The following is a 20,664-nucleotide window of genomic DNA, read 5'->3' as shown; positions in this document are numbered from 1 at the left end:
CACCTGCAAAATCATACAACATGAAAAAATTACTGATCGCAGCACTGTGGGTACAATGTGTAAGCTTGTCCGCAAACGCAACAGCGCCGGCCGTCAACGAAAAAATACTGCAAAATTTCCGGCATCTGTTCAAAGAAGCCCTGTCCGTAAGCTGGAGCAGTACCGCCGGAGTTACAGACGCGCGGTTCAAAGCAGACAATATAAGGATCTGGGCCCGGTTCAATGCGCATGGCGACCTGCTGCAAACGGTACGCTATTATACCCCGGAATATTTACCACCGTACATCGCCTCCAAAATAAAAGCCGCCTATAAAAAACAGGACATCTACGGGGTTACCGAAGTATCCAACCGCTCCGGGACACAATACCTGGTAGTACTTTACGGCAAAGACCACCTGTACAATATCCGGGTGAACGATGATGGAGAAACGGGGTTGATCTCCAAATTCCGCAGGGCGGATAAATGATGCATCAAAAAAAGCGGTGCCTCCGTTTGTTTCCGAAGGACCGCTCCTATTCCTGATCAGGACTGCCTGGCCTCAGGCATCCGGTATTTCGGGCTCAACCAGCTTCGCCAGCTTTTCCAGTGATTCCTGCCAACCCAGGTAGCACATTTCTGCAGGGATCATTGCCGGTATGCCTTCCTGCAATACTTTCAGCTCTGTGCCCACAGAAGTTTTCCCGAGCCATACAGAGGTTGTCATAACGCCCGGCATGTTGGGATCGTCAAACTGATCGGTGTACTTCAGAAATGTATTGGGTTCCAGCGCTACATATGCACCGCCGAACGAATGGCTGTTCCCGGTTGTAAAATTCTGGAACGACATTTTATAGGATCCACCCACCTGCGCATTCATTTCGTGCACGGTGCAAAGAAAACCATAAGGCGGCAGCCAGGAAGCGATCGCCAGGGCGTCGGTAAAAGCCCGATATACTTTATCAGGGGATGCCTTAAGAACTCTGTGTAATGAAACTTTGTTGTCTGACATAAAATACTTTTTATCATTTCCTACTCGTATGGCTTTTCGGTTCCGCCCGTTTTTGTATGGTTCCTGCTCCACGGCTAAGTTGACCGCATTCATCAACCTTTGCTTCACAAAGATCCCCTTAAAATCCGGCGTTGAACGAGGTAGGATACGACAATATGCAGGGCATTTTACGAAAGAGTCCCTGCCGCCGGATCCAGGGAATAAGAAACCAGCAGCGCACCCCAAAGTACACCGGGTGCGCTGCTGCGGTCTTCAGCCGGAAGATAAAGAGTCTGCTGCCCCGGTCAAAAACGGAGCGACGCGAGCATTTCTCCTTTGGAAAGTTCCCGGGAGAAATAATGGATACGAAGCTCCTGCTGTGGATTTTCTTTTTTCAGCCGCAATAATTCTTTCACAGGGATCACCATACCCAGATCGGAACCGCTGACATTGGTGAAGGTCCATTTTTTTAATGCATGTCCTTTCCCGTCTTTAATGATCAGGCTCCGGTCCGTACCTACGTTGGGCGTATGGCAATGCCGGTAATAAATGCGCAGCTGGTCGCCGGCTGCGGTCCGGTTCAGCTGCAGCTTCCGTAAATCCAGCGGCTGGTTAACCGATTGTTTCAAAAGAAGCCTGCTGTTCAGATAGATCTCGTAACTGTCAAGCCCCAGCTTTGTCGTAAAGCTCAATACCGAAAGACAGCATACCACGAGCGTAAATAATTTTACAAACGGGCGGTTAAATGTAGTAGATTGCATTGTAAAATGTTTTAGGTGAATAATTGTTGTTTGAATGCTCCGGATACAATATTAGCAGTAAGAAAAACGGGATAAAAAAATAATAGAGCAGCGCCCGGAATAGTAGACGAACGGGATGCACCGGTTGTTACTTTTTTTATTATTTACGTTCCTCTACGATCGACGCCGTTGGTCGATATAATTTTGCCAGGTCCATCGCTTTGATTTCTTTTACACAGAACAACCACTAAAATGATTTTGTGGAACAGAAGCATATCATTGCCGTTTTCGAAACGAAGGGTATCCGTCCGGTACGTCCTCGTGCACAGCGCATACTGGTTGCTGATCACGGGGTTCTTTCTTTATGAAAAGCGATACCTCATCCAAAAGGCCAGCCTTCCTTATTTCATTGCCTGTGTTTCTGTACGGATCCTGCTGTTAATGGCGATCGCCTACCTTAACCTGCATTATTTTTTACCCCGCTACCTGATGAAGAAGCGCTATGGCGCTTATATCGCCGCACTGCTTTTGTCGGTGGCCGGCTATCTTACGATACAAAGCCTGTTTGATCATTTCCTCTATGGATACGTGATCGGCCCCATGCGCAACAGTACCCTGGCAGAAACCCTGTCCTACAATTTTTTCAGTACGCTCTGGTATCTCGGGCTGATGCTGGCGCTGAAACTGAGCATCGACTGGTATGGGCAGCAGCTCCTCATCCAGCAGATCAGGGTGGAGAAACTGAATGCCGAGGTGGATTTTCTGCGTGCGCAGGTGAATCCGCATTTCCTGTTCAACGCGCTGAATACCCTTTATGCGCTTACCTTAAAAAAGTCCGACGAAGCACCCGAAGTAGTGCTCAAGCTTTCGGAACTGATGGAATACATGCTTTATGAAAGCAATGAAGAATGCATCCCGTTAAAAAAGGAGCTGGCTTACCTGCAAAACTATATTGAACTGGAACGGCTGCGGTCGGATCGCCAGGCCGATATCCGCATAACGGTCAACGGAGCAGCCGATCAGTGTTTGCTGCCTCCGTTCCTGATCCTGCCCTTGCTGGAAAACGCCATTAAACACGGTCTTGGCACTGCAGGGAACAAGGCTTTCTTACACCTCCATATCAACACCGGAACCGTGCTGGACCTGCGGCTGGCCAACAGCCGGTCCGATGCGGCAGCAACGCGCAAAGGGGGCATTGGCCTGCAGAATTTAAAGAAAAGACTGGAGTTGTTGTACCCCGGCCGGCATGAACTGCGCACGGCAGAGCCGCCCGGCGCATACATTGTTACCTTAAAGATCCGTTTATGAAATTAAACTGTGCGATCGTGGATGATGAACCGCTGGCCCGGGAAATATTAACGGGCTTTATGGCATCATTACCCGGGGTAACGCTTGCCGGCGCTTTCGGCAACGCGTTTGAGGCATTGCGCTACCTGAGGGATCATCCCGTAGATGCGCTGTTCCTGGATATTGAAATGCCGGAGATCAGCGGCATCGCCTTACTGCGCAGCCTGCCACAACCACCCGTAACGGTATTTACCACGGCATTCCGTAACTATGCTTTTGAAGGCTTTGAACTGGGCGTGATCGATTTCCTCCTGAAACCGGTTGCCCAAAGCCGCTTTAACCAGTCGATAGAAAAGATCCTGGATTTTCTGACCTTGCAAAAAAACGGAGCGGATCTGGAACGGAACGGAAACAACCGGGAATTTATTTTTGTAAAAAGCGGTGTGGAAAAAATAAAATTGTTCCTGGCGGATATCCTCTTTATCCAGGGGCTGAAAGATTATGCCATCATTCATTCGGTTACCGGTAAAACCGTTGTTAAGGGCTCTGTCAAATCCATGCAGGAGCTTTTCCCCGGGCCTGCTTTCATCCGGGTACATAAATCCTTTATTGTCGCACAAAGCCGGATACAGCGGATCTCGGGGAACCGTATCATCATTGGAGAGCACCTCATCCCCATCGGGAGGGTGTATCGCGAAGAACTGGGCAAACAGATCCCCGGCTTTTTATAACAGGCATACCTTTTAACCGAACAGCATTGCTTATTTCAGTTCCGCGACGACAAAGGAGCATGTGCATCCACCCGCACATTTTCATCCCGTTCCCAGGTTCCGTTGCCGTCCTTTTTAACGGGAACAAAAGCGAAGCTCCAGTTCTGCTCCCGGTAAGCACGGGGCACCCGCACTACTATTTTATTCCAGCCTTTCTTCAGGAGGATCTTTGCGGGTGGCCGGCTCCAATAGAACGCTTCATCTGTAAACGGTATCTCATTGGCGGGAGTTCCCCAGGTAGCTTTCAGGTACCGGTTTCCTCCGGGGTTGTTCCAAACGGGACCAGCCAGTTCCGTACCATTCACAAAAATGGCGCCGCCGTTCGCATCCCATTTACCGTTCTGCGGAATGCCGCCGCTACGCCGGTTACTGCGCGCGGCTGTTTCAAAGCCGGTAATAGCATATATCGTCCGGTCTGTTTTTGCATGGATATACCCGGTCAGGTACAGGGTTTCGTTCGCCAAAGGGCTCAATGATTTTGCACCCAGCATATCCGCGAACCGGAAGGTTCCTCCTGCAACAATACGGCTGCGGACCGTGTTACCGGGATCCGCATCCAGCTCCGGTGCAAAGGCCTTATACTGGGCGTCTTCCTTACCCCGGTAAAAAGGGCCGGTCATGGTCCACTCCATATCCCCCAATGCATTATAAGGAAAGGGGGCATCGGCAAAAAACAATAACCGGTGCCGCGCCATACGGCTTTCAAACTCCCGGAAATAGCTATTGGCAGGTGTACCCCGGCGAGGAAGTTCATTCATATAGATCCTGTTATAACCCGGTCTGCCGCACCAGGCCGCCTCGCTATAGGTGATGGCGCCGGGCCATACAGGATTGTGCAGGAGGATCCTGCTCTTATCATCCACCCGCACATCGGGCCAGCAACATACAATGCCGCCCCATGCATGACGGTCGCCCCGGGGCTGGTTACAGATCTGCTGAAAAAAATAACGTTGTATCAGGCTATATGCATCAAAATAATTTAAATATCCTGAATAGGAATCCACCACCGGGTTACCGTTGTTTTTGATACCGGCGCTGCCCTCATCCCGCCAATGTTGTTCGATGGTGCCCGGTTCCGGCGGCAGGCCCGGATTCCAGACCATTACCTGCCGGCCGTGCTGTTTGACGCGATCGGTGATGCGCCGGATAAAGGCCTCCGGGTTGGGGATCCCTACTTCATCCGAGCCGATATGGATCACAGGGCAATCTTCCGCCGGTATCTGCGCACAAAATTCATCGATCAGTTTTTCCAGCACAGCCATCCCCTGCTCACTCTCCATCTTAAACCCGAAAGTGGGCTCAAAATACCGGCTATGACCCGGCATATCCAGCTCGGGTATGATCCGGATGGACCGTTCACGGGCAAATGCGATCAGTGCCCTTATTTCCTCAAACGAATACGAGCTATCCGGGTCGCGTCCGGCTTTCCGGTTTGCCGGGTCATTCAGCTGCGGATATATCCTGCTTTCCGGGCGCCACGCCGGGTTATCCGTTAAATGCCAGTGAAAAGTATTGAATTTATACCAGGAAAGCTTTTCCAGCTGGGCTTTTAACAGCGCTACCGGCTGAAAATTGCGGCCGTTATCATGCATAAAGCCCCGCAGTCCGAATGCCGGCCAATCGTTGATGGAGCAACCATATACCTGGTCCTTCGCTGTCTTCTGCGCCAGCAACTGCCGAAGCGTTTGCACCCCGTAATAAAACCCCGGGGCGTCATTTGCAGCGATCGAAATAACGGAAGGGGTCACCCGCAGCTGGTAGCCTTCTGCTGCAGACTGTGCTTTTTTAACAAAAAGGATGCGGGGAGCGTCCTTGGTTTGATCGCTGCCGGTTCCCATCTGTATCTGGTATGCCTGCAGCAGCTCCTTTAATGACCGGACTGCGTTATCCGCCAGGCGTCCAACAGCATCCTGCACTTCGAGGATCATCTCTCCCCGCAATGTCAACGGCTGCCCGGTCCATACCACTTCCTGTGGAAAGGGGATCAGCGCCACCGGTGCAGCGTTCAATACTTCCATTGTATGCGGCGACTGCCATTGCCCGCCCGTATCCTGCTGACCGGCTGCGGGCTGTATCACCAGCAGCAACAGGAACAGCAAGCCATTTCTAAGATTCATCATTTTTCAAATTTATATCCTGCGGTCCGGTCTTCCACCAATGATCAACCGGTGGTATTTCCCGGAAGCCGGCCGTTTTCCAGCGCCTGCACTGCTGCGCCGGTCGTGGTTACTGCCCGGCGGATCATCCATGGCTGCGGGAAGGGCCATGACATCCAGGTATTGCCGCAGCAAGCTGCCCGTTCCGTCACTGCCATCCCCAACCCGGCAGCAAGCCAGCTCCCCGGCAAAAACCACTGCGCGCCCCTCCTGCACCCTTGCTGTGGGAAGACGGCTCTTAAATGCACCGGGCGCAATAACAATCTTCATTACAAGATGATTAAGGATAATAAATAAACCGCCAGCATGGCCGTGCCGGCCATCCAGACGGTAGCCAGGCTGTACACCTGCAGCACCGGTTTCAATTCCTGTCCTGAAAAATTGGTCACCACCCAAAAATAAGCATCATTGACATGCGACAGGGCCATCGATCCTGCCCCCATGGCCAATACGGCGATCACCCTTCCGTTTTCCGTATCCAGCCCCAACCCCGGCAGGAACGGCAGCACAATGGAAGCGGCCGTCAGAACGGCAACTGTTGATGAGCCCTGTGCCGTTTTCAGGATCACCGCTACCAGGAAGGGGAAAAACACGCCCAGCGCTTTTACCCCCTGTATATCCGCAAGATGGTCCTGAAGTTTCAGGGCATGGATGATCATTCCGAAAGCGCCGCCGGCGCCGATGATCACCAGAATGCCGCCGGCCTTTTCCAGGCCATGATGCATCAGCCGGCCGGCTTCATTCTTTTCCCATTTTTTGGGAATGCACCAGGCCAGCACCAGGCCGATGGCCAGGGCTATGGACGGATCGCCCGTCATCAGGAGTGCTCCGAAAACCGCATTGTCCGGTTGGGGCACCAGCGCCCTCAGGGCGATCAGGACCACGGGTACCACCACAGGGATAAACGAGATCCCCGCTCCCGGCAGCGGCGCAATGCCATCCGGCTGTGATACCGCGGGATCCTGGCCGGCATCTGTTTCAGGAAACCCGCGGCCCTTCCATACCGCCCAGCAATAACCGGCCAGCATTGCCGGAACCGCCACCAGCAACCCATAAAGGATCACCCGTCCCAGGTCTGCATTCAGGGTTCCCACCGCAGCTGTAATGCCCGGGTGCGGCGGTATTAAACAGTGCACTGCATAGAGACCGGTAGCCATTGCCGTGCTCATAATGGCCGTTGCAACACCCGTTCTCCGGATCATGGACTGGTTCAGTCCATTCAATACTACGTAGCCCGAGTCGCAAAAGATCGGAAGCCCTACGATGAAACCGGTCAGGCTCATGGCAAAGGCAGCCCGTTTGCCTCCCACACATCGAATAAGGGCATTCGCCATTGCCGTGGTAGCACCATTGGCCTGCAGGACCATTCCCAGCGCAGTGCCGAGGGCGATGATGAAGCCCAGGGAGCTCATGATCTTTCCAAAGCCTTCCTTCATGGTGGTCAGGATAAAGGAAGCATCCAGCCCGCCCAGCCCACCGGTCACAAAACAGGCCAGGGCCAGGGAAAAAAAAGGATGTATTTTATAGCGGGTGCTTAAAAGAATGATGAGACCGATCCCGGTCACCAGCGCCAATGAGATCATAAAAACGGGTGAAGCAAGCATGCGGCAATTTATAAATAATTCTTTATATCCGGGCATTCAGGATGCATTCCCTTTACAGGAGGGGTGCACAGGAAAACCAAAGCCCTGCACCCGCGATCCCAGCGCCATCCCCGGCCCTTAACTCAAGCGAAAAGCAAAGCGGTCCCAACATTTAACCCCAGCGGAAATGTACCGTGCTGATGGCCCCCGACACATTATTTGTATGCTTTTAACCCGGCATCAATTCGGAACTTTAACAGATACGGACCAATGGCTTTTTATAAGTCAGGGTAACGCCTGCTTGTAAGCATGCGTGCAAACCGGCAGCCGCATTGCCCTTATGTATCAGCAACCAACCCCGGTTCCTTGTAAAAATCTGCAATGGAAACAAGGACATTATAGGCCTGAACCATAGTTGACGGCCATGGCGCACCATTGTACCAGGGTATTCTTCGCCGCAACAGCTACCCGGTGTCCATAGATCTTAACAGCCCCGTGGGTCCCGCTCCTGCTTAACCCCGGGTCAATGCCGATCCTTTATGCGCTGCAATATGATCCGATTTGCTGCTTTTGATCTCATACTGCGGATCATCTTCCGTGGCATGGTGCGTGTAGCCTTTATAAGCGAAGTCTTTCGTATGCACTTCGATGATCGTTCCGGAAACCCTTCCCGCTTCAGAGTTCCAGCTGACAACATCGCCTACTTTAAATTTTGTTTTCATAACCGGTTTTTAGTCGGTGAACAAATCTTCATCCGTATAAAAAACATGCCCGTTCTTTACACAGGCTGCAGCCGTATAAGGATGCGGGGCGGCCTTGCCTTCTGCCATGATATGCCATACCGCCCAGCCTTTTGCTTTCAGATAATCGGATACCAGCGCGCGGTGACAACGCCACCACACGGCTTCCGCGCACATATAAGCTGTGGGCTGTTGCAGCGCTATGGATTCCAGGACAGCTGCTGCCACCTTAAAAGCTTCTGTTTCCATATAGTCCGCATACCCCCGGAACGCATCTTTTCGCCAGCGGTTGTTCCTTGAGCCTTCCGTTGTTTTTCTCCGCCCGCCCAAATCTTCCAGATGCACATAGGCAATTCCGGCCTGTTGCAACGCCGCCATCAATGGTTCCCTGTTAAAATGAGGATATTTCCGTGATCCCGGAAACCGGCGGATATCTGTCAGGGCCCGGATCTGAAAGGATTGCAACATTCTTATAAAAACATCTAAGGGGTGCGTGGAATGCCCGATGGTATAGATCGTATGTTTGTTTCCCGGTTCCATAGTCGTAACAGGCGATCAACGTTACCGGCGCATACCTGCATCTGCAAAGGGTGCGCCGAATGTTGTTTGCCGGTGTAAAGGTAACCTATTGAATAAAAAGAGGTCCTTTACCTGCTGTTTGCAAAGGTTCAGGCCGCCCTCCGACTCAACCAACAGCATTTGCGCGGCGCAGGAGCCGTAGAGGTTGTAAAAGTCTTTCATTCGTCATTGGCAACCTGTTTCCGTATCTAATAATAGTTATCTATCAATGGATTCTGAAACAAGTTCAGAACGACAACACGCTATAAAGCGACTTTTGATACCATCTCACATTCTATTTTTATCCTGCAGCAGCGCATAACATACGCATGGCTGGCTACCGGCATTTGCATCTTCACGGATCAGAAGCATGCCGGGCATCGCCGGAAGAGATGCTGCCCGTAGCCGGAAGAAATACCACCGGAATGGCAGCAACAGAAATAAGTTATAATTTAGCCTGTAAAAGAGAAGATTGAAAACAATAGCAGAAAAGATCATTTCCTTTAACAGGAAGCTCCAATACACCGGCCCGCTGCCCAAAGGCTTCGGAGTGCTCAACCCTTTTCGCGAGAACCCCGAAACGATGCAGGTGATGGAACAGTTCTACCACAAATTTTACAATGACCAACATCAAAGAAAGTTTATTATCGGTATCAATCCCAGCCGCCACGGCGCCGGATTGACGGGTGTGCCGTTTACCGATACCAAGCGGCTGGATAAAGTATGCGGCATTCCCATGCAGTCTGTCGCATCCCATGAAGTTTCTTCAGTGTTCCTGTACGATGTGATCGCTCAATATGGAGGCGTGGACCGTTTTTATGGTCATTTTTATATTAACTCTCCTTTCCCGCTGGCTATAGTGCGACATGCAGCACCCGGCAAATGGCTGAACGCAAACTACTACGATGATCCCGCCTTATTTGAAGCTGTAAAACCTTTTATGATCAAGAGTCTGCGACAGCATATTGCCCTGGGGCTGAATACGGACAAAGCATACGTGCTGGGAAAGAAAAACGAGTCCTTTATCAGTAAGATCAACAAAACCGAGCACCTGTTCGGCCGGCTCATTACGCTGGAGCATCCGCGTTTTATACAACAATACCGGTCAAGATACAAACAGGAATATATTGATAAGTACCTGGCCGCCCTGGAAGATCGCTGATCCGGTTGCCGGAGATCAGCCGCCGGAGAAATCCTTCAGCATATCCAGCGTGGGCGCAAAGAACAGCGTACCTGTTTTTGCCGAGCTGAAATCCAGCAGCCGGTCGTAATTGCCTTCAGGATCACCGGTAAACATCCGGGTCAGCATCTCTTTAACCGTACTGAAAGTGCTGGCATACGCAATAAAATAGGTACCCATTTCATTACGGGCCATATTCCCGAAAGGCATATTGTCCCGGATGATCTTCCGGTCGTCCCCCACATTGGCCAGGGCTGAGTGCGCATTCCCCGGCTTGACCCCATCCGGCATCTCCACATCACTGTATTTATACCGGCCGATCACCCGTTCCTGCTCTTCCACAGGCAATGCTTTAAATGCCGCCAGGTCGTGCATATATTTCTGAACAAACAAATAGCTGCCTCCGCGGTACGCCGGGTCCGCATCGCCAACCAGGCCAAAATAAGCGCGCTCCCCAGCCCCCTGCGGATTTTCCGTTCCATCCACAAAGCCGATGATCGAGCGCCCGTCCCAATACCGGAAGCCATGCACTTCCTCAACACAGGCCGCTACCGGGTCCAGCACCGCCGACAGGTCTGCAGCCATATCATAGCAGATGCTGTCCGAGTTGCCGCGGAGATGAAAATGCAGATCTCCTTTCGTGGAAACGGCTGTATGCTTTTGCCCCACAACGGGTTCAAAGTTTTCCAGTTCTTTGGGCAGCGGAACCGGCAGCCCCAATTGGAGCCAGGCATCGTGGCCGATCCCCATCACACAACTCACCCCGCCATCAGGAAAACGGGTATATGCGGAATGATTGAGATTGATCACCAATGCACAAACCCTTTTAAAAACATCCTGAACAGCGGCTCCTTCTTTAAAGTTCCAGACCATATACAGGGCATTCGCACTGTGGTAATCCAATACATTCTGTGGTTGGGGATCCATAATACCAATTTATGCAACCAATTTAAGCGTTTTCCCGTTGAAAACCGAAATGCGTTTGCAACTTTATTCCGGGGAATGCGGGTAAGCACCCGCCCCTCTCCGAAAGCATCATATATGCTGCAATACATTGTTTTCAAAGATCATTCTACCCACATAGGTGGTCACTTTCTGAGGCTGGCCGGTCTCATTCACCGTTTTGCTGAGCTTATTACCCGCCGCATTGTATTGACAGGTGATCGTCCTCTTACCGGTCACATCAATTTGCTTGAGTAAATTTAAAATATTATACGTAATGCTGCTGATGTTCCTGTTCTGGTCTTTGACCAGATTGCCGTTCACATCATAGGCGTAGTCATCATCCGTATTCTTACAGTGAATGCGTAATTGCTATAGTATCTGTAATCATCTGATTTAGGGTCAATCTGCATAAATCTTCCGAGCTGCGGATCATTGTTACGACATTTGAAGCGGGTTCAGTTCAAATCCAGATCTTCATCCGTCTGTTAATCCTGGAACGTCTTTTCTTTATTGTGCAAACTACCGGTCGCGCTTATGAAAATTCCTTTCATCGTCAACCCGAACGGATAATAATAACAATGTTTTCATTCCTTATAGACTCTAAATTTTTCCAGGTCATTCTTATTTATTGGAATAAATTCATCAATCGAGCCATCAAAATCATCACTATAATCATAAGAATAATGCCGCCCATTAAATTCAAAAGCAACCGCACCTTCACGATTTGGAAGCTGTGAATTATATAAACTATACTTTATTTTCACTGGAATGGCCCGTATGTCATATGCGATTAGTTTACTTGATCCATCTTCAGAGAAAAACTTCATTTTCACCTGTATTTTTGGTGCTATTCGTCGTATTTTATATAGGTCATATGTCGTATTGCCTCTTATTTGAAATCCATTTGACTTTGGAATATCATCTAAAGACCAATTCGCTTTAGCCGAATTATCAGGAAAAAAAAGTACCTCATCCTGTCCCGTAATTAAAAGATATCCTTTTTTTTGCTTTACCGGATATCTATTGACCGTATTGACTGTTGAATGATTACAGGAAAATAGAAAAACAAAGTAAAGCAAACCAAATCGAATGCTATTCATATTCATAAAAGTTTTTTGTTCTTTTCGTATGTTGATGCCGCAGGTCTATCTACTACTTTATTTAAAATAAAACTATTCTTACCTTGTTTTAATATATAATTACCCCAGTTATTCCAATGAACCCCTTCTACTTTTATTGCTTTGCCTGTCCCCATTACGTCTCCAATAAATTCCTTACTATTGGGAGTACTCGTTCTTACTCTATTTGGATAGGTATCATAGTATCTATCTGACAGTCCCAGAGCGTGATATGTTTCATGAAATCCCGTTGCAGGAGACGCATAATAGTCATTTTGAGCATTCATTTTTATATAATTTCCCGTTTTATAGTATTCACTCTTTCCTATCACAACGCCTTTTTCATTTTTTATATAATCCTGATGTATATTAGTTACAGATGCGTCTCCTGTCTTCATTTCATTTGTAAATTCCATGAGATTATTACCAGCTCCAGGATCTTTACTTTTCCGCATTTCTTCAGATGCGAGTGCATATGTCACATTTGTTTCTATTCTCCATATTTTTCCATTCTCATCCTTATAAGTGCCATGAGTAAGGGCTTGATTATCTTCTACATACTTGTTTAATTGAGCTACACGTTTAGCTGCATCCACTCCCATTACATATACTGTGGTATTAATTGATATTGTGTCACCGTGAACTGATACACCGCCATCCTTACCATCAGGGTCAACATAGATAATTGGATTATTTAAGGCATAATCATATGGTGTTAGTTCATGATATTTTTCAACTTTTGGATCTATAACACCCCACCTTCCTATTTGTGCATCATAGAACCTCGCTCCGTAATCCAACCACTCAAGACCTGAACCATCACTGAATTCTTGTCTTTGTTCTTCTTTCCCATTGTATTTATATTTATTGCTTGTTATTGTTGTATTCTGATACCCGATACCTTTCATTGTCAAGCCGAATGGATAATAATGTGTCTCCTCCAGCAGGGTCTTATTCTCATTGATCATTGACCGTACATTACCCAAATGATCCTTCAGAAAATAATCGGCTGTAAAAGTGCTACTATCCGGACGGAACCGCCCTTACAGTTCCAAGAATGATTTTTGAGACGGGGCCCTATAAATAACACTCTTCAGTCATGCATTAGTTAATACTGGATACAACAACAGAACTATATCAAAAGAAAAAACTATAAAAAACATCTTCCATTTTCTCTTAAAAGCAAAGAAAGCTGTAAGAATTAAAAAAAAAACAGATATTAATTGAAATAAAATATAGGTATTTCTTGATCTATATATGGAGTATTTTGAGAAAAAGGCACTTTCAAACGGGTACTCGCCACTATGTTTAAAAACATTCACAAGATCAACTATATTTATAACTAAAAAAAACAGGACAAATAAAAGAAAAACACCTGTCAATAGTCCTATTAAGATCTTTTTCGCCTTCATTATTTTACTTTTTGTAGGTGATTGGTTGTACCATTAGCTACTTTGATTTTAAGGTCATGCGGATAAGTTACCTGCAAATACACCTTATCATTACCCGTTTTATTTGTTAATATAGCATTAGCCAAAGAATACTTTTCTCAAAATCTGATTTAATATTTTTATTTAGATATTGAACCCACTCAGGACTAGACTCTCCTCTAAAAATAGCATATAAAGCCAAAGCATAGCCCCACTCTTTTTGGGTCAAATAACCCGCAGTTTTATAGCCATACCCATCTATTGATTTAATTTCCTTAAATGCCGCATTCGCATTAAAGATGCCCAAGCCAAAAACAACAGTAGCTAAATCAGTTAAGCTTTCGTCATTAAGCTCCAAACGGTGTTCTCCTAATATTTTAATATGACTGAACTCATGAGCTAAAGTAGCAACAAGATTTTCGGGATCATCTAAATTCGATTTTTCGACAAGTATATCATAATATCCACTTTCATTCTTATCAAAATACAAACCCTGTGATAAAGCTTCAGATTGCTCTTTCTCAACATTTGTCCATAAAGAACGCCCGAGCTCATGTATATTATTCTCATAAACCTGCAGGTTTATTTCCTTTACATCTATTCCCATTTGAGAAGCAACAATTACTGCGGTTGCCTGCAAAGAAGACATTGTACCGTCATATCGTATAGGAAAATATTTCTGATCAGGAGTTAAAACATCTTTGGACTTTAAATCACTTTCACCGAACTGCTTAATCAGCCAGCTAAAAGCTTGATTCATCCACTTCTCTGTTTCAGTATCAATCGGGTTATTCCCTTTTTTGTTAAACAAAAAATTAAACATTTGGCAATTCCATTATTTAGGCCGATAAGACGGAAATGTTGTTCTTGGAACATATTTCCAAAAAAAAATAAAATAAAGTATAAGTAAAACAATCGCTACCCAAAGGATATACTTCATTAGTGGAGGTATCTGATTAATATCATCCTTTTTCTTATCTCTCTTTATCTTTCCCATTTTTACTAAAAAGATCGATTTCGTGTTGCTCTAATTTCCGGAATATCCCTGGTTTCCGTTTTTTGCAGTTTATAGTCCTTAGAGTTTGTTTTATTTAATACTTGCTGTACCGGAGACAACCCTAATGATAAAATCTTTAAATTTTTCCCTGCCTCTATACTATTTGCTTGCATGGACCATTTAAGTTGCTCACCAGCGGTCCCTTTTTCCGGGTAGGCTGGCATTGCTTTAAGCGCACTAGTGGCATCCGCCTCAATTTGGCCGACTTTATTGTTATAATTTGCTGTGGCTGTATTAAATGCCTTCTCGGCTTCTGAACTATTGAATGTTATTTCCACACCCGAAACCTTACTTGAAAACTCTTCTCCTCCCGCAAGATTTTTACTATGGATATTATCTGTTGTAACTTTAATTGACTTTACTTGATCATATACCGCATCTAACGTCTGAAGAGTATAGGTAGCGGCCTCTCCTCTCAAATTACCCTTTGTAATAGTTGGATCCGTAGATGATGTTCGGGGAACATAAATATCAGCATCTGTTGTAGCGGTATTATATGCATTTGATGTATACGTTGAAGTACGCCGGTAAGACGACGCATTTGGCACATAACTATTAACTTGTTGGTAGGACCTCCGCTGTTGCGCGTAATAATAGGGATCCATATACCGTGCGCTTACTCTTTCTAACCCTTCTAACTCAACATCTCCTGTCACAGCGTTTTCACTAAACGCATAAGGCGAATTATACACATAGTCATTCGCCAGCGGATCTATTTCTATGAACCTCCCGATCTGCGGATCATGATTACGGTACTTAAAACTGTAATAGTTCAGCCCCAGATCATCATCGAATTTCTGCCCCTGGAACGTTTTGTCCTTGTTCTGTAGTGATGGGATTGGATTCGTGTAGGATATACCTTTTTGCGTCAACCCGAACGGATAGTAGTGTGTTTCTTCCAACAGAGCACCATTCTCTTGCAGCAGCATCCGTGTATTGCCTAAATGATCCTTCAAAAAATAATCATACACCACTCCTCCACTGCCATTCGGACGCACACGCCCCTCTTCTGTAGCTATATGCTGCAGCACATCATTTTCAAAGATCATTCCACCCAAATAGGTGGTGGTCTTTTGCGGCTGACCGGTCTCATTGACCGTTTTGCTCAGTTTGTTACCCGCCGCGTCCTATTGATAAACAATCGTTCCCTTGCCGGTTACCGTTATTTCCTTTGGTAAATCTAAGATATTATACGCAATATTGCTGATGTTCTTGTTTTTATCAAGTGTCAGGTTGCCGTTTACATCATACGTATAGTCATCATCCACATTACCGCCATCATTAAAATCGCCCAGGTTATGCGCACGCGTATCACCAGCATTATCCGTTACCCGGGCCAGCTTATTGTTTTCTGGCTGGCAGGTGTAGGTTAGCTGGTTTGAACAGTATTATTGTAATCCAGATACTGCTATTGGGTACTGCGCATTTTATAGCCAAAGGCTACAATATAATCGTGTGAGGCTACAAGCCTCATACAGCGCCATTATGAGCAGCAACATGCTTCGAAGAGCGGGGGTACATGCATCGAAGAGCATAATTGGCTTAGCACTTAGTATTTTCTGACCAACCTGCCATCTTCATATAGATAAATGCCTTTGTCCCCAAACGCCCAAATTCTGCCCCTGGCATCCAAACGAATACCAAGCAATGCGTATGGCTCTTTTATCTCGATCCTATGTAATTTACCATTTAAAAAATATCCAAAAACACTACTTTGTCTATGATCAGTTCCCGAAACAAACAACGTATCATCTTTTGCCAGAATATCTAATGGTTCAAACTCTTTAATCTGAAATATTGAGTCGCATTCCTCTTCAGATCTTTTCTTATATATTGTTTTGTTCCTTACTACAAAGTTGGCACTTACCAATCCCTCTAAAAAAAGAAGACTGTCATCGCGCCCTACTAATAACCAATTGTCCAAAGGGCTATCGCCTTTTAGCTTGTAAATATTTCTATTGATTGTTACCACTTTCAGCGGCTCATAGTACTTTGAAATAATTTTTATAGGGAACATTTTTGATATATCAAGCTTAAAGAAATGCCAGGTTTTCCCGGTATCGAAGGATCTATACAAATATGCATAATCCCTAGAATAATCAAGCCCCCAAATAACATTATTATCGTCAATGATAAATTGTCTAAAATAAATACTATCATCTCCATATTTTGACCAGCTATCACCTTGGTCGGCTGAACTAATCAATCCGTGTCCGTTTCCTAACATTGCAATGAGAAATCCATCCTTAAGAGGCAGCAAATCGCGGATGCTAGCAGAATCAGGTACATAACTAAAATCGAAGTCTCTTGCAAATAAGTAGGAAAATGGGCGTTTTAAAATTCCATAAGCAACACCTTCCCTGCCAAACACAGACGCCATACAATTCTGCCCCTGAAAAAGCATTCCAAATAAAATAAACAAACTAATGAGCCTTTTATACACAATTCGATTATTTAGGCGTTATCAATTCCTGATTCGCATCCAAATCAACTCTATATTTCAATAAAAACTGGTACTCATTTTGTCTAGTTTGCCTGATCAATTCAGGCTTGGTCTTTCTAATTGTTTCTAAGTAATTCCTATAGTTTTTTCTATGCACATTACTAAATTTCTGCCATTTTCCGTAATGAAAAGCACCCATCATATCGAAAATAAAACCATCATGCGGTTTGGTTTTCCGGTCCTTCAGACCGTCGCCATCTTTATCCTTTTTATATCCCACCTCATCATAACGATCGGTCAATCCTAATAAATGTAGCGATTCATGGAAAATTGTATTCCCCATCAATTCTTCATCAATCATTCCTTTCTGAATATGTCCGTAAACTCCCGTTACATATTGTTTACTAATCTCATCCCATCTTCCAGTGGCTGCGCTACCTCCAGCAATATCAAACATATTCTCTCCTTCTTTAAGATTACGTGTAGATCTTCCTGTTCCATCTTTATATTTAATATCAAACGTTAGATTGACAGAAGACTTAGCATCATCAAAATTATTGTGATTGACTAAATAATCATTTGCTGCGTCAATATATTTTTTGCGTTCTTCTTCGCTACCACCTTTTATATATATGGTTGAATTTACTATTATCCTTACAACAGCTCCTTTTTCATTCAACAAAAAATAATAGTTGCATCCCTACCATCCAAATCTAACAAGCTAATTGGATTATTCAATGCGTAGCTATAAGGATTCATACTAAAATACTTTTCCCCCAATGGATCTTGCTGAAGCCATTTACCGATCTGGGCATCATAATAACGTGCACTATAATCATACTGATCGAATCCTATGTCCCGCTGTAGTTCTTTACCATTGTAAAGGATTTTATTTTGTAAGGAAGAGCTGGTTTGCTGAGTGGAAATGCCCTTCATGGTAAGCCCGAAGGCATAATAGTGCGTTTCTTCCAGCAAAGTGCCATTCCCTTGCAGCATCATCCGGATATTGCCTAAATGATCCTTCAGAAAATAGTCATAAATAACGCCGCCACTCCCGTCTGGGCGTATGCGCCCCTCCTCCATTGCTATATGCTGCAGCACATCATTTTCAAAGATCATTCCACCCAAATAGGTGGTGGTCTTTTGCGGCTGACCGGTCTCATTGACCGTTTTGCTCAGTTTGTTACCCGCCGCGTCATATTGATAAACAATCGTTCCCTTGCCGGTTACCGTTATTTCCTTTGGTAAATCTAAGATATTATACGCAATACTGCTGATGTCCTTGTTTGCATCTTTGGTAAGATTACCGTTTACATCATAGGCATAGTCATCCCCGCTATTGGTACCGTCGTTAAAATCCCCAGGGCATGCGCGCGCGCGTAGCACCGGCATTATCCGTTACCCGGGCCAGCTTATTGCTGGCCGGCAGGTGTAGGTTAGCTGGTTTGAACAGTATTATTGTAATCGCAGATACTGTTATTTGGTGCTGCGCATTTTATAGCCAACGGCTACAATATAATCATGTGAGGCTACAAGCCTCATACAGCACCATTATGAGTAGCAACATGCTTCAAAGAGCGGGGATAATAAACTTAGTTCCATCAATTGTTATTTTCGCATTATTGTTTTTTATCCAATCGATAAACTTCAAGGAAAGAGGATCTTTCGAATAGTTTAAAGCTTTTCTTAAAAAGCGAGCCTTAAAGCTTTTAAGTAGATGATTTGCCCAGCTGGTAAACTCTTCATCTTTGTGAATAAGAGCCCCATCACGATAGTATTCAAAAATAAAGTAAAATCGGCTCGAATGAAATTCCGTACAACTGTAAGGATAAAATCCTCCAATCGAAAATTCGATACAGTAACTTTTAAGAATATTTATATAGTAATGCTCTTTTAATTTAATATTATCAAAAAAAGTTTGTTTTTAAACTCATCCTTGCTTAGATAAACTTGAAATATTTTGTCGGGATTAGCAAGAACATCGTAATTAGAAAGATATCTAGGATCTTGAATTTCTCTTTTTAAAATTAAACAGTCGTTCTGAGAAAAAAACGATCTACTTCATACATATCTTCTTTCGATAAAAAGAAATTAATTTGCTTTGACTTCATTTCTGCAACTTATTTGTGAATTATCAATTATTGTATGGAACGAACCTAGGTCGCTGCTTTGTCGCGTTTTCAATATCATCTAAAGCTTCTCTTTCTCTTTTTACTGGAGTCCCATTTTTGTTTACCCTACCTACTTGCACTGACTCTACTTCACCAGTTTTGGGATTTGTTCCTTGCACATCAATATATCTTTTCCCTTGAGTCCCGTTTGGCGTTTCAATTTGGTATGCACCCGCCATTTTTCATGGTCGAAACCGGTTGCCATGCACCAATACCCCTTGATACTGCGAAGCATTGCCGGCTAGCTCCTGCCAGACTGTACCGGTTTTCTTGTCCCACTTTAAAAATGGGACAACGGCCGCGCACCCGGCCTTTACTTTTCCCCCAACCGGTACACTTCGCTTCCCGCCAGCAAAAAACAACCCAGGCCGTAGTCCTCAAAATCCGGAACGCTGTTGTAGGTTACCGGCTGGCCATCCTTCGGCTCCTTGCCGGTTCCCTGCACATAACCCAGGAAGCCGTTCTTGTGTACCGCATCTTTGACCATGGTGTTCCAGGCTCGGGCAATGGCCGGCAAGAAAGTATCCCGGTCCAGGATCCCCTTCCGCACCCCCCAGGCAAATCCATAAACGAACAGGGAACTGCCGGAGATCTCTTTTCCTCCGAAATGGGACGGATCGTGCAGGCTTACGGGCCATAAGCCATCCGGCTGTTGTATCTTTAACAGCGCTGCCGCCATGTCTTTATAATCCTGCAGGTATTCCTTATAATGCGGGTCGCCCGCGGGCAACAGTTCCAGCACCCGCACCAGGGCCGCCAGCACCCATCCGTTTCCGCGGCTCCAATAGCAATCTTCACCGTTGGGCTCCTTATAAGGAGGAACAAAATCCTTATCCCGCCACCATAAATGATCCGCCTTGTTGTACAGCCCGTTACCGCCATGCTGCGTTTTTGTATAGGCATAGATCCGGTACATTTTGTCAAAATAAGCAGGGTCCTTATACAGCACACCCAGTCTTGCAAAAACGGGCATCGCCATCTGCAGCGCATCGATCCAGCTCCAGGCGCTGTTGTCGGCTGCTGCAACCATCCCGTCTATACTGGCTTTAATATCCCGGATGCGCTCTTCTTTTTTATCAATAAGGTAAAGATCAATATAGGTCTGGCCGCAGCACTGATCGTCTGCATTCTTTGTACCAACACCGCTGCGCAGTCCCCACCGGTGTTTTTCGCCCCAGTCTGCCGCATAGTCATAATAGCGCTTCCGCCGGTCAATGCCATACAACGCCATCAGCCCCTCGTAATAAACAGCCCTCGTCCATATATTGCTGGGGCGCGTTTTATTGGTAACGATCGGTTTGCCCGTGTCGGGCCACTTCTTCATGAAATAATCATTGGTAAGCCGGAGCACCGCCAGCACCTGCTTCTTTGACGGAAGCCCCTGTGCCGCCGCCGCGGAAATATTCAAAAAAAGTGTCAGGAATACAATTAAATACTTAAATCGCTTCATGGCAAGAATTTTTAGACAATTTCATTAACGGCTCAAAGATAGCGGCTATTCGCCGCCCGGTGATAAAC

General features: G+C 45.9%; 23 protein-coding genes. 4 read left to right on the top strand and 19 right to left on the bottom strand.

The features are described from left to right. Positions 1–20: 20 nt before the first annotated feature. On the top strand, positions 21–467 hold the full coding sequence (locus B160_RS0115555) for a hypothetical protein (protein WP_018628859.1): 447 nt from the start codon (positions 21–23) through the stop codon (positions 465–467). A 72-nt stretch (positions 468–539) separates the two neighbouring features. Here the strand turns inward: B160_RS0115555 and B160_RS0115550 are convergent, their stop codons facing one another. Together B160_RS0115550 and B160_RS0115545 are read right to left on the bottom strand one after the other, a co-directional pair. Then, positions 540–989, bottom strand: a complete 450-nt coding sequence (locus tag B160_RS0115550; protein ID WP_026309805.1) for an SRPBCC family protein — start codon at positions 987–989, stop codon at positions 540–542. 284 nt (positions 990–1,273) lie between these two features. Next, a complete protein-coding gene (locus tag B160_RS0115545; RefSeq protein WP_018628857.1) occupies positions 1,274–1,729 on the bottom strand; it encodes a hypothetical protein in 456 nt (151 codons plus the stop codon). A gap of 231 nt (positions 1,730–1,960) precedes the next feature. On the opposite strand from B160_RS0115545, the gene B160_RS0115540 reads away from it, so the two are divergent. Beyond that, positions 1,961–3,016 (top strand): sensor histidine kinase, encoded by a 1,056-nt coding sequence (locus B160_RS0115540; protein WP_083927721.1) that lies wholly within the window; start codon positions 1,961–1,963, stop codon positions 3,014–3,016. Beyond that, positions 3,013–3,726, top strand: coding sequence for a LytR/AlgR family response regulator transcription factor (locus B160_RS0115535; protein ID WP_018628855.1), 714 nt, complete (start codon positions 3,013–3,015; stop codon positions 3,724–3,726). Before B160_RS0115540 ends, B160_RS0115535 begins: the two co-directional genes overlap by 4 nt. 35 nt (positions 3,727–3,761) lie before the next feature. Here the strand turns inward: B160_RS0115535 and B160_RS0115530 are convergent, their stop codons facing one another. From B160_RS0115530 to B160_RS0115505, 5 genes are all read right to left on the bottom strand, one after another. Further along, the gene (locus B160_RS0115530) at positions 3,762–5,885 is read right to left on the bottom strand and encodes a family 20 glycosylhydrolase (RefSeq protein WP_018628854.1); all 2,124 of its coding nucleotides are present in this window, start codon (positions 5,883–5,885) and stop codon (positions 3,762–3,764) included. 9 nt (positions 5,886–5,894) lie between these two features. Continuing rightward, positions 5,895–6,191: a hypothetical protein gene (locus B160_RS0115525; RefSeq protein WP_018628853.1), complete on the bottom strand. Its 297-nt coding sequence runs from the start codon at positions 6,189–6,191 to the stop codon at positions 5,895–5,897. Further along, entirely contained in the window at positions 6,191–7,525 is a 1,335-nt protein-coding gene (locus B160_RS0115520; protein WP_018628852.1) for a GntP family permease, read from the bottom strand. Before B160_RS0115520 ends, B160_RS0115525 begins: the two co-directional genes overlap by 1 nt. A 491-nt stretch (positions 7,526–8,016) precedes the next feature. Next, positions 8,017–8,226, bottom strand: a complete 210-nt coding sequence (locus tag B160_RS0115510; protein ID WP_018628850.1) for a hypervirulence associated TUDOR domain-containing protein — start codon at positions 8,224–8,226, stop codon at positions 8,017–8,019. Between the two features lie 9 nt (positions 8,227–8,235). After that, on the bottom strand, positions 8,236–8,784 hold the full coding sequence (locus tag B160_RS0115505) for a DUF488 domain-containing protein (protein WP_018628849.1): 549 nt from the start codon (positions 8,782–8,784) through the stop codon (positions 8,236–8,238). A gap of 490 nt (positions 8,785–9,274) precedes the next feature. Between B160_RS0115505 and B160_RS0115490 the strand changes: the two genes are divergently transcribed. Continuing rightward, positions 9,275–9,964, top strand: coding sequence for an SMUG2 DNA glycosylase family protein (locus B160_RS0115490; protein ID WP_018628846.1), 690 nt, complete (start codon positions 9,275–9,277; stop codon positions 9,962–9,964). A gap of 15 nt (positions 9,965–9,979) precedes the next feature. On the opposite strand, the gene B160_RS0115485 is transcribed toward B160_RS0115490, so the two are convergent. The 12 genes from B160_RS0115485 to B160_RS0115410 all read right to left on the bottom strand — a co-directional run bounded on the left by B160_RS0115485 (position 9,980) and on the right by B160_RS0115410 (position 20,596). After that, positions 9,980–10,909: a Dyp-type peroxidase gene (locus tag B160_RS0115485; RefSeq protein WP_018628845.1), complete on the bottom strand. Its 930-nt coding sequence runs from the start codon at positions 10,907–10,909 to the stop codon at positions 9,980–9,982. Between the two features lie 108 nt (positions 10,910–11,017). Beyond that, positions 11,018–11,248, bottom strand: a complete 231-nt coding sequence (locus tag B160_RS0115480) for a hypothetical protein (RefSeq protein ID WP_018628844.1) — start codon at positions 11,246–11,248, stop codon at positions 11,018–11,020. 263 nt (positions 11,249–11,511) lie between these two features. Then, positions 11,512–12,033, bottom strand: coding sequence for a hypothetical protein (locus B160_RS0115475; protein WP_018628843.1), 522 nt, complete (start codon positions 12,031–12,033; stop codon positions 11,512–11,514). Next, on the bottom strand, positions 12,030–13,013 hold the full coding sequence (locus tag B160_RS0115470; RefSeq protein WP_018628842.1) for an RHS repeat-associated core domain-containing protein: 984 nt from the start codon (positions 13,011–13,013) through the stop codon (positions 12,030–12,032). The genes B160_RS0115475 and B160_RS0115470 overlap by 4 nt, the downstream gene beginning before the upstream one ends. Before the next feature lie 550 nt (positions 13,014–13,563). Next, positions 13,564–14,298 carry a hypothetical protein gene (locus B160_RS0115455; RefSeq protein WP_018628839.1) on the bottom strand — a complete coding sequence of 245 codons (735 nt, stop codon included), beginning with the start codon at positions 14,296–14,298 and terminating at the stop codon, positions 13,564–13,566. A gap of 179 nt (positions 14,299–14,477) precedes the next feature. Next, entirely contained in the window at positions 14,478–15,581 is a 1,104-nt protein-coding gene (locus B160_RS30720; protein WP_018628837.1) for an RHS repeat domain-containing protein, read from the bottom strand. A 78-nt stretch (positions 15,582–15,659) separates the two neighbouring features. After that, the gene (locus B160_RS31710) at positions 15,660–15,800 is read right to left on the bottom strand and encodes a hypothetical protein (RefSeq protein ID WP_018628836.1); all 141 of its coding nucleotides are present in this window, start codon (positions 15,798–15,800) and stop codon (positions 15,660–15,662) included. A 281-nt stretch (positions 15,801–16,081) separates the two neighbouring features. Further along, positions 16,082–16,954 carry a beta propeller repeat protein gene (locus tag B160_RS0115435; protein ID WP_211218083.1) on the bottom strand — a complete coding sequence of 291 codons (873 nt, stop codon included), beginning with the start codon at positions 16,952–16,954 and terminating at the stop codon, positions 16,082–16,084. Positions 16,955–16,982: 28 nt separating this feature from the next. Beyond that, a complete protein-coding gene (locus B160_RS0115430; RefSeq protein WP_018628834.1) occupies positions 16,983–17,657 on the bottom strand; it encodes a hypothetical protein in 675 nt (224 codons plus the stop codon). Beyond that, the gene (locus B160_RS29285) at positions 17,651–18,367 is read right to left on the bottom strand and encodes an RHS repeat domain-containing protein (RefSeq protein ID WP_018628833.1); all 717 of its coding nucleotides are present in this window, start codon (positions 18,365–18,367) and stop codon (positions 17,651–17,653) included. The genes B160_RS0115430 and B160_RS29285 overlap by 7 nt, the downstream gene beginning before the upstream one ends. Positions 18,368–19,109: 742 nt before the next feature. Next, positions 19,110–19,325 carry a hypothetical protein gene (locus tag B160_RS31705; protein WP_018628831.1) on the bottom strand — a complete coding sequence of 72 codons (216 nt, stop codon included), beginning with the start codon at positions 19,323–19,325 and terminating at the stop codon, positions 19,110–19,112. A gap of 134 nt (positions 19,326–19,459) precedes the next feature. Next, entirely contained in the window at positions 19,460–20,596 is a 1,137-nt protein-coding gene (locus B160_RS0115410) for a glycoside hydrolase family 88/105 protein (RefSeq protein WP_018628830.1), read from the bottom strand. Between the last annotated feature and the right edge of the window lie 68 nt (positions 20,597–20,664).

The organism is Niabella aurantiaca DSM 17617 (assembly GCF_000374125.1).
In the GTDB taxonomy this organism is placed as follows: domain Bacteria; phylum Bacteroidota; class Bacteroidia; order Chitinophagales; family Chitinophagaceae; genus Niabella; species Niabella aurantiaca.
The sequence above is the reverse complement of the archived record's forward strand: the minus strand, read 5'-3'. Positions and strand labels throughout refer to the sequence as shown.

Excerpts from the sequence above, each read along its gene's own strand:
- B160_RS0115555 (WP_018628859.1), top strand. The coding sequence starts at position 21 with ATGAAAAAATTACTGATCGCAGCACTGTGGGTACAATGTGTAAGCTTG.
- B160_RS0115550 (WP_026309805.1), bottom strand. The coding sequence starts at position 989 with ATGTCAGACAACAAAGTTTCATTACACAGAGTTCTTAAGGCATCCCCT.
- B160_RS0115545 (WP_018628857.1), bottom strand. The coding sequence starts at position 1,729 with ATGCAATCTACTACATTTAACCGCCCGTTTGTAAAATTATTTACGCTC.
- B160_RS0115540 (WP_083927721.1), top strand. The coding sequence starts at position 1,961 with ATGATTTTGTGGAACAGAAGCATATCATTGCCGTTTTCGAAACGAAGG.
- B160_RS0115535 (WP_018628855.1), top strand. The coding sequence starts at position 3,013 with ATGAAATTAAACTGTGCGATCGTGGATGATGAACCGCTGGCCCGGGAA.
- B160_RS0115530 (WP_018628854.1), bottom strand. The coding sequence starts at position 5,885 with ATGATGAATCTTAGAAATGGCTTGCTGTTCCTGTTGCTGCTGGTGATA.
- B160_RS0115525 (WP_018628853.1), bottom strand. The coding sequence starts at position 6,191 with ATGAAGATTGTTATTGCGCCCGGTGCATTTAAGAGCCGTCTTCCCACA.
- B160_RS0115520 (WP_018628852.1), bottom strand. The coding sequence starts at position 7,525 with ATGCTTGCTTCACCCGTTTTTATGATCTCATTGGCGCTGGTGACCGGG.
- B160_RS0115510 (WP_018628850.1), bottom strand. The coding sequence starts at position 8,226 with ATGAAAACAAAATTTAAAGTAGGCGATGTTGTCAGCTGGAACTCTGAA.
- B160_RS0115505 (WP_018628849.1), bottom strand. The coding sequence starts at position 8,784 with ATGGAACCGGGAAACAAACATACGATCTATACCATCGGGCATTCCACG.
- B160_RS0115485 (WP_018628845.1), bottom strand. The coding sequence starts at position 10,909 with ATGGATCCCCAACCACAGAATGTATTGGATTACCACAGTGCGAATGCC.
- B160_RS0115475 (WP_018628843.1), bottom strand. The coding sequence starts at position 12,033 with ATGAATATGAATAGCATTCGATTTGGTTTGCTTTACTTTGTTTTTCTA.
- B160_RS0115470 (WP_018628842.1), bottom strand. The coding sequence starts at position 13,013 with ATGATCAATGAGAATAAGACCCTGCTGGAGGAGACACATTATTATCCA.
- B160_RS0115455 (WP_018628839.1), bottom strand. The coding sequence starts at position 14,298 with ATGTTTAATTTTTTGTTTAACAAAAAAGGGAATAACCCGATTGATACT.
- B160_RS30720 (WP_018628837.1), bottom strand. The coding sequence starts at position 15,581 with ATGATCTTTGAAAATGATGTGCTGCAGCATATAGCTACAGAAGAGGGG.
- B160_RS29285 (WP_018628833.1), bottom strand. The coding sequence starts at position 18,367 with ATGCCGGTGCTACGCGCGCGCGCATGCCCTGGGGATTTTAACGACGGT.
- B160_RS31705 (WP_018628831.1), bottom strand. The coding sequence starts at position 19,325 with ATGGCGGGTGCATACCAAATTGAAACGCCAAACGGGACTCAAGGGAAA.
- B160_RS0115410 (WP_018628830.1), bottom strand. The coding sequence starts at position 20,596 with ATGAAGCGATTTAAGTATTTAATTGTATTCCTGACACTTTTTTTGAAT.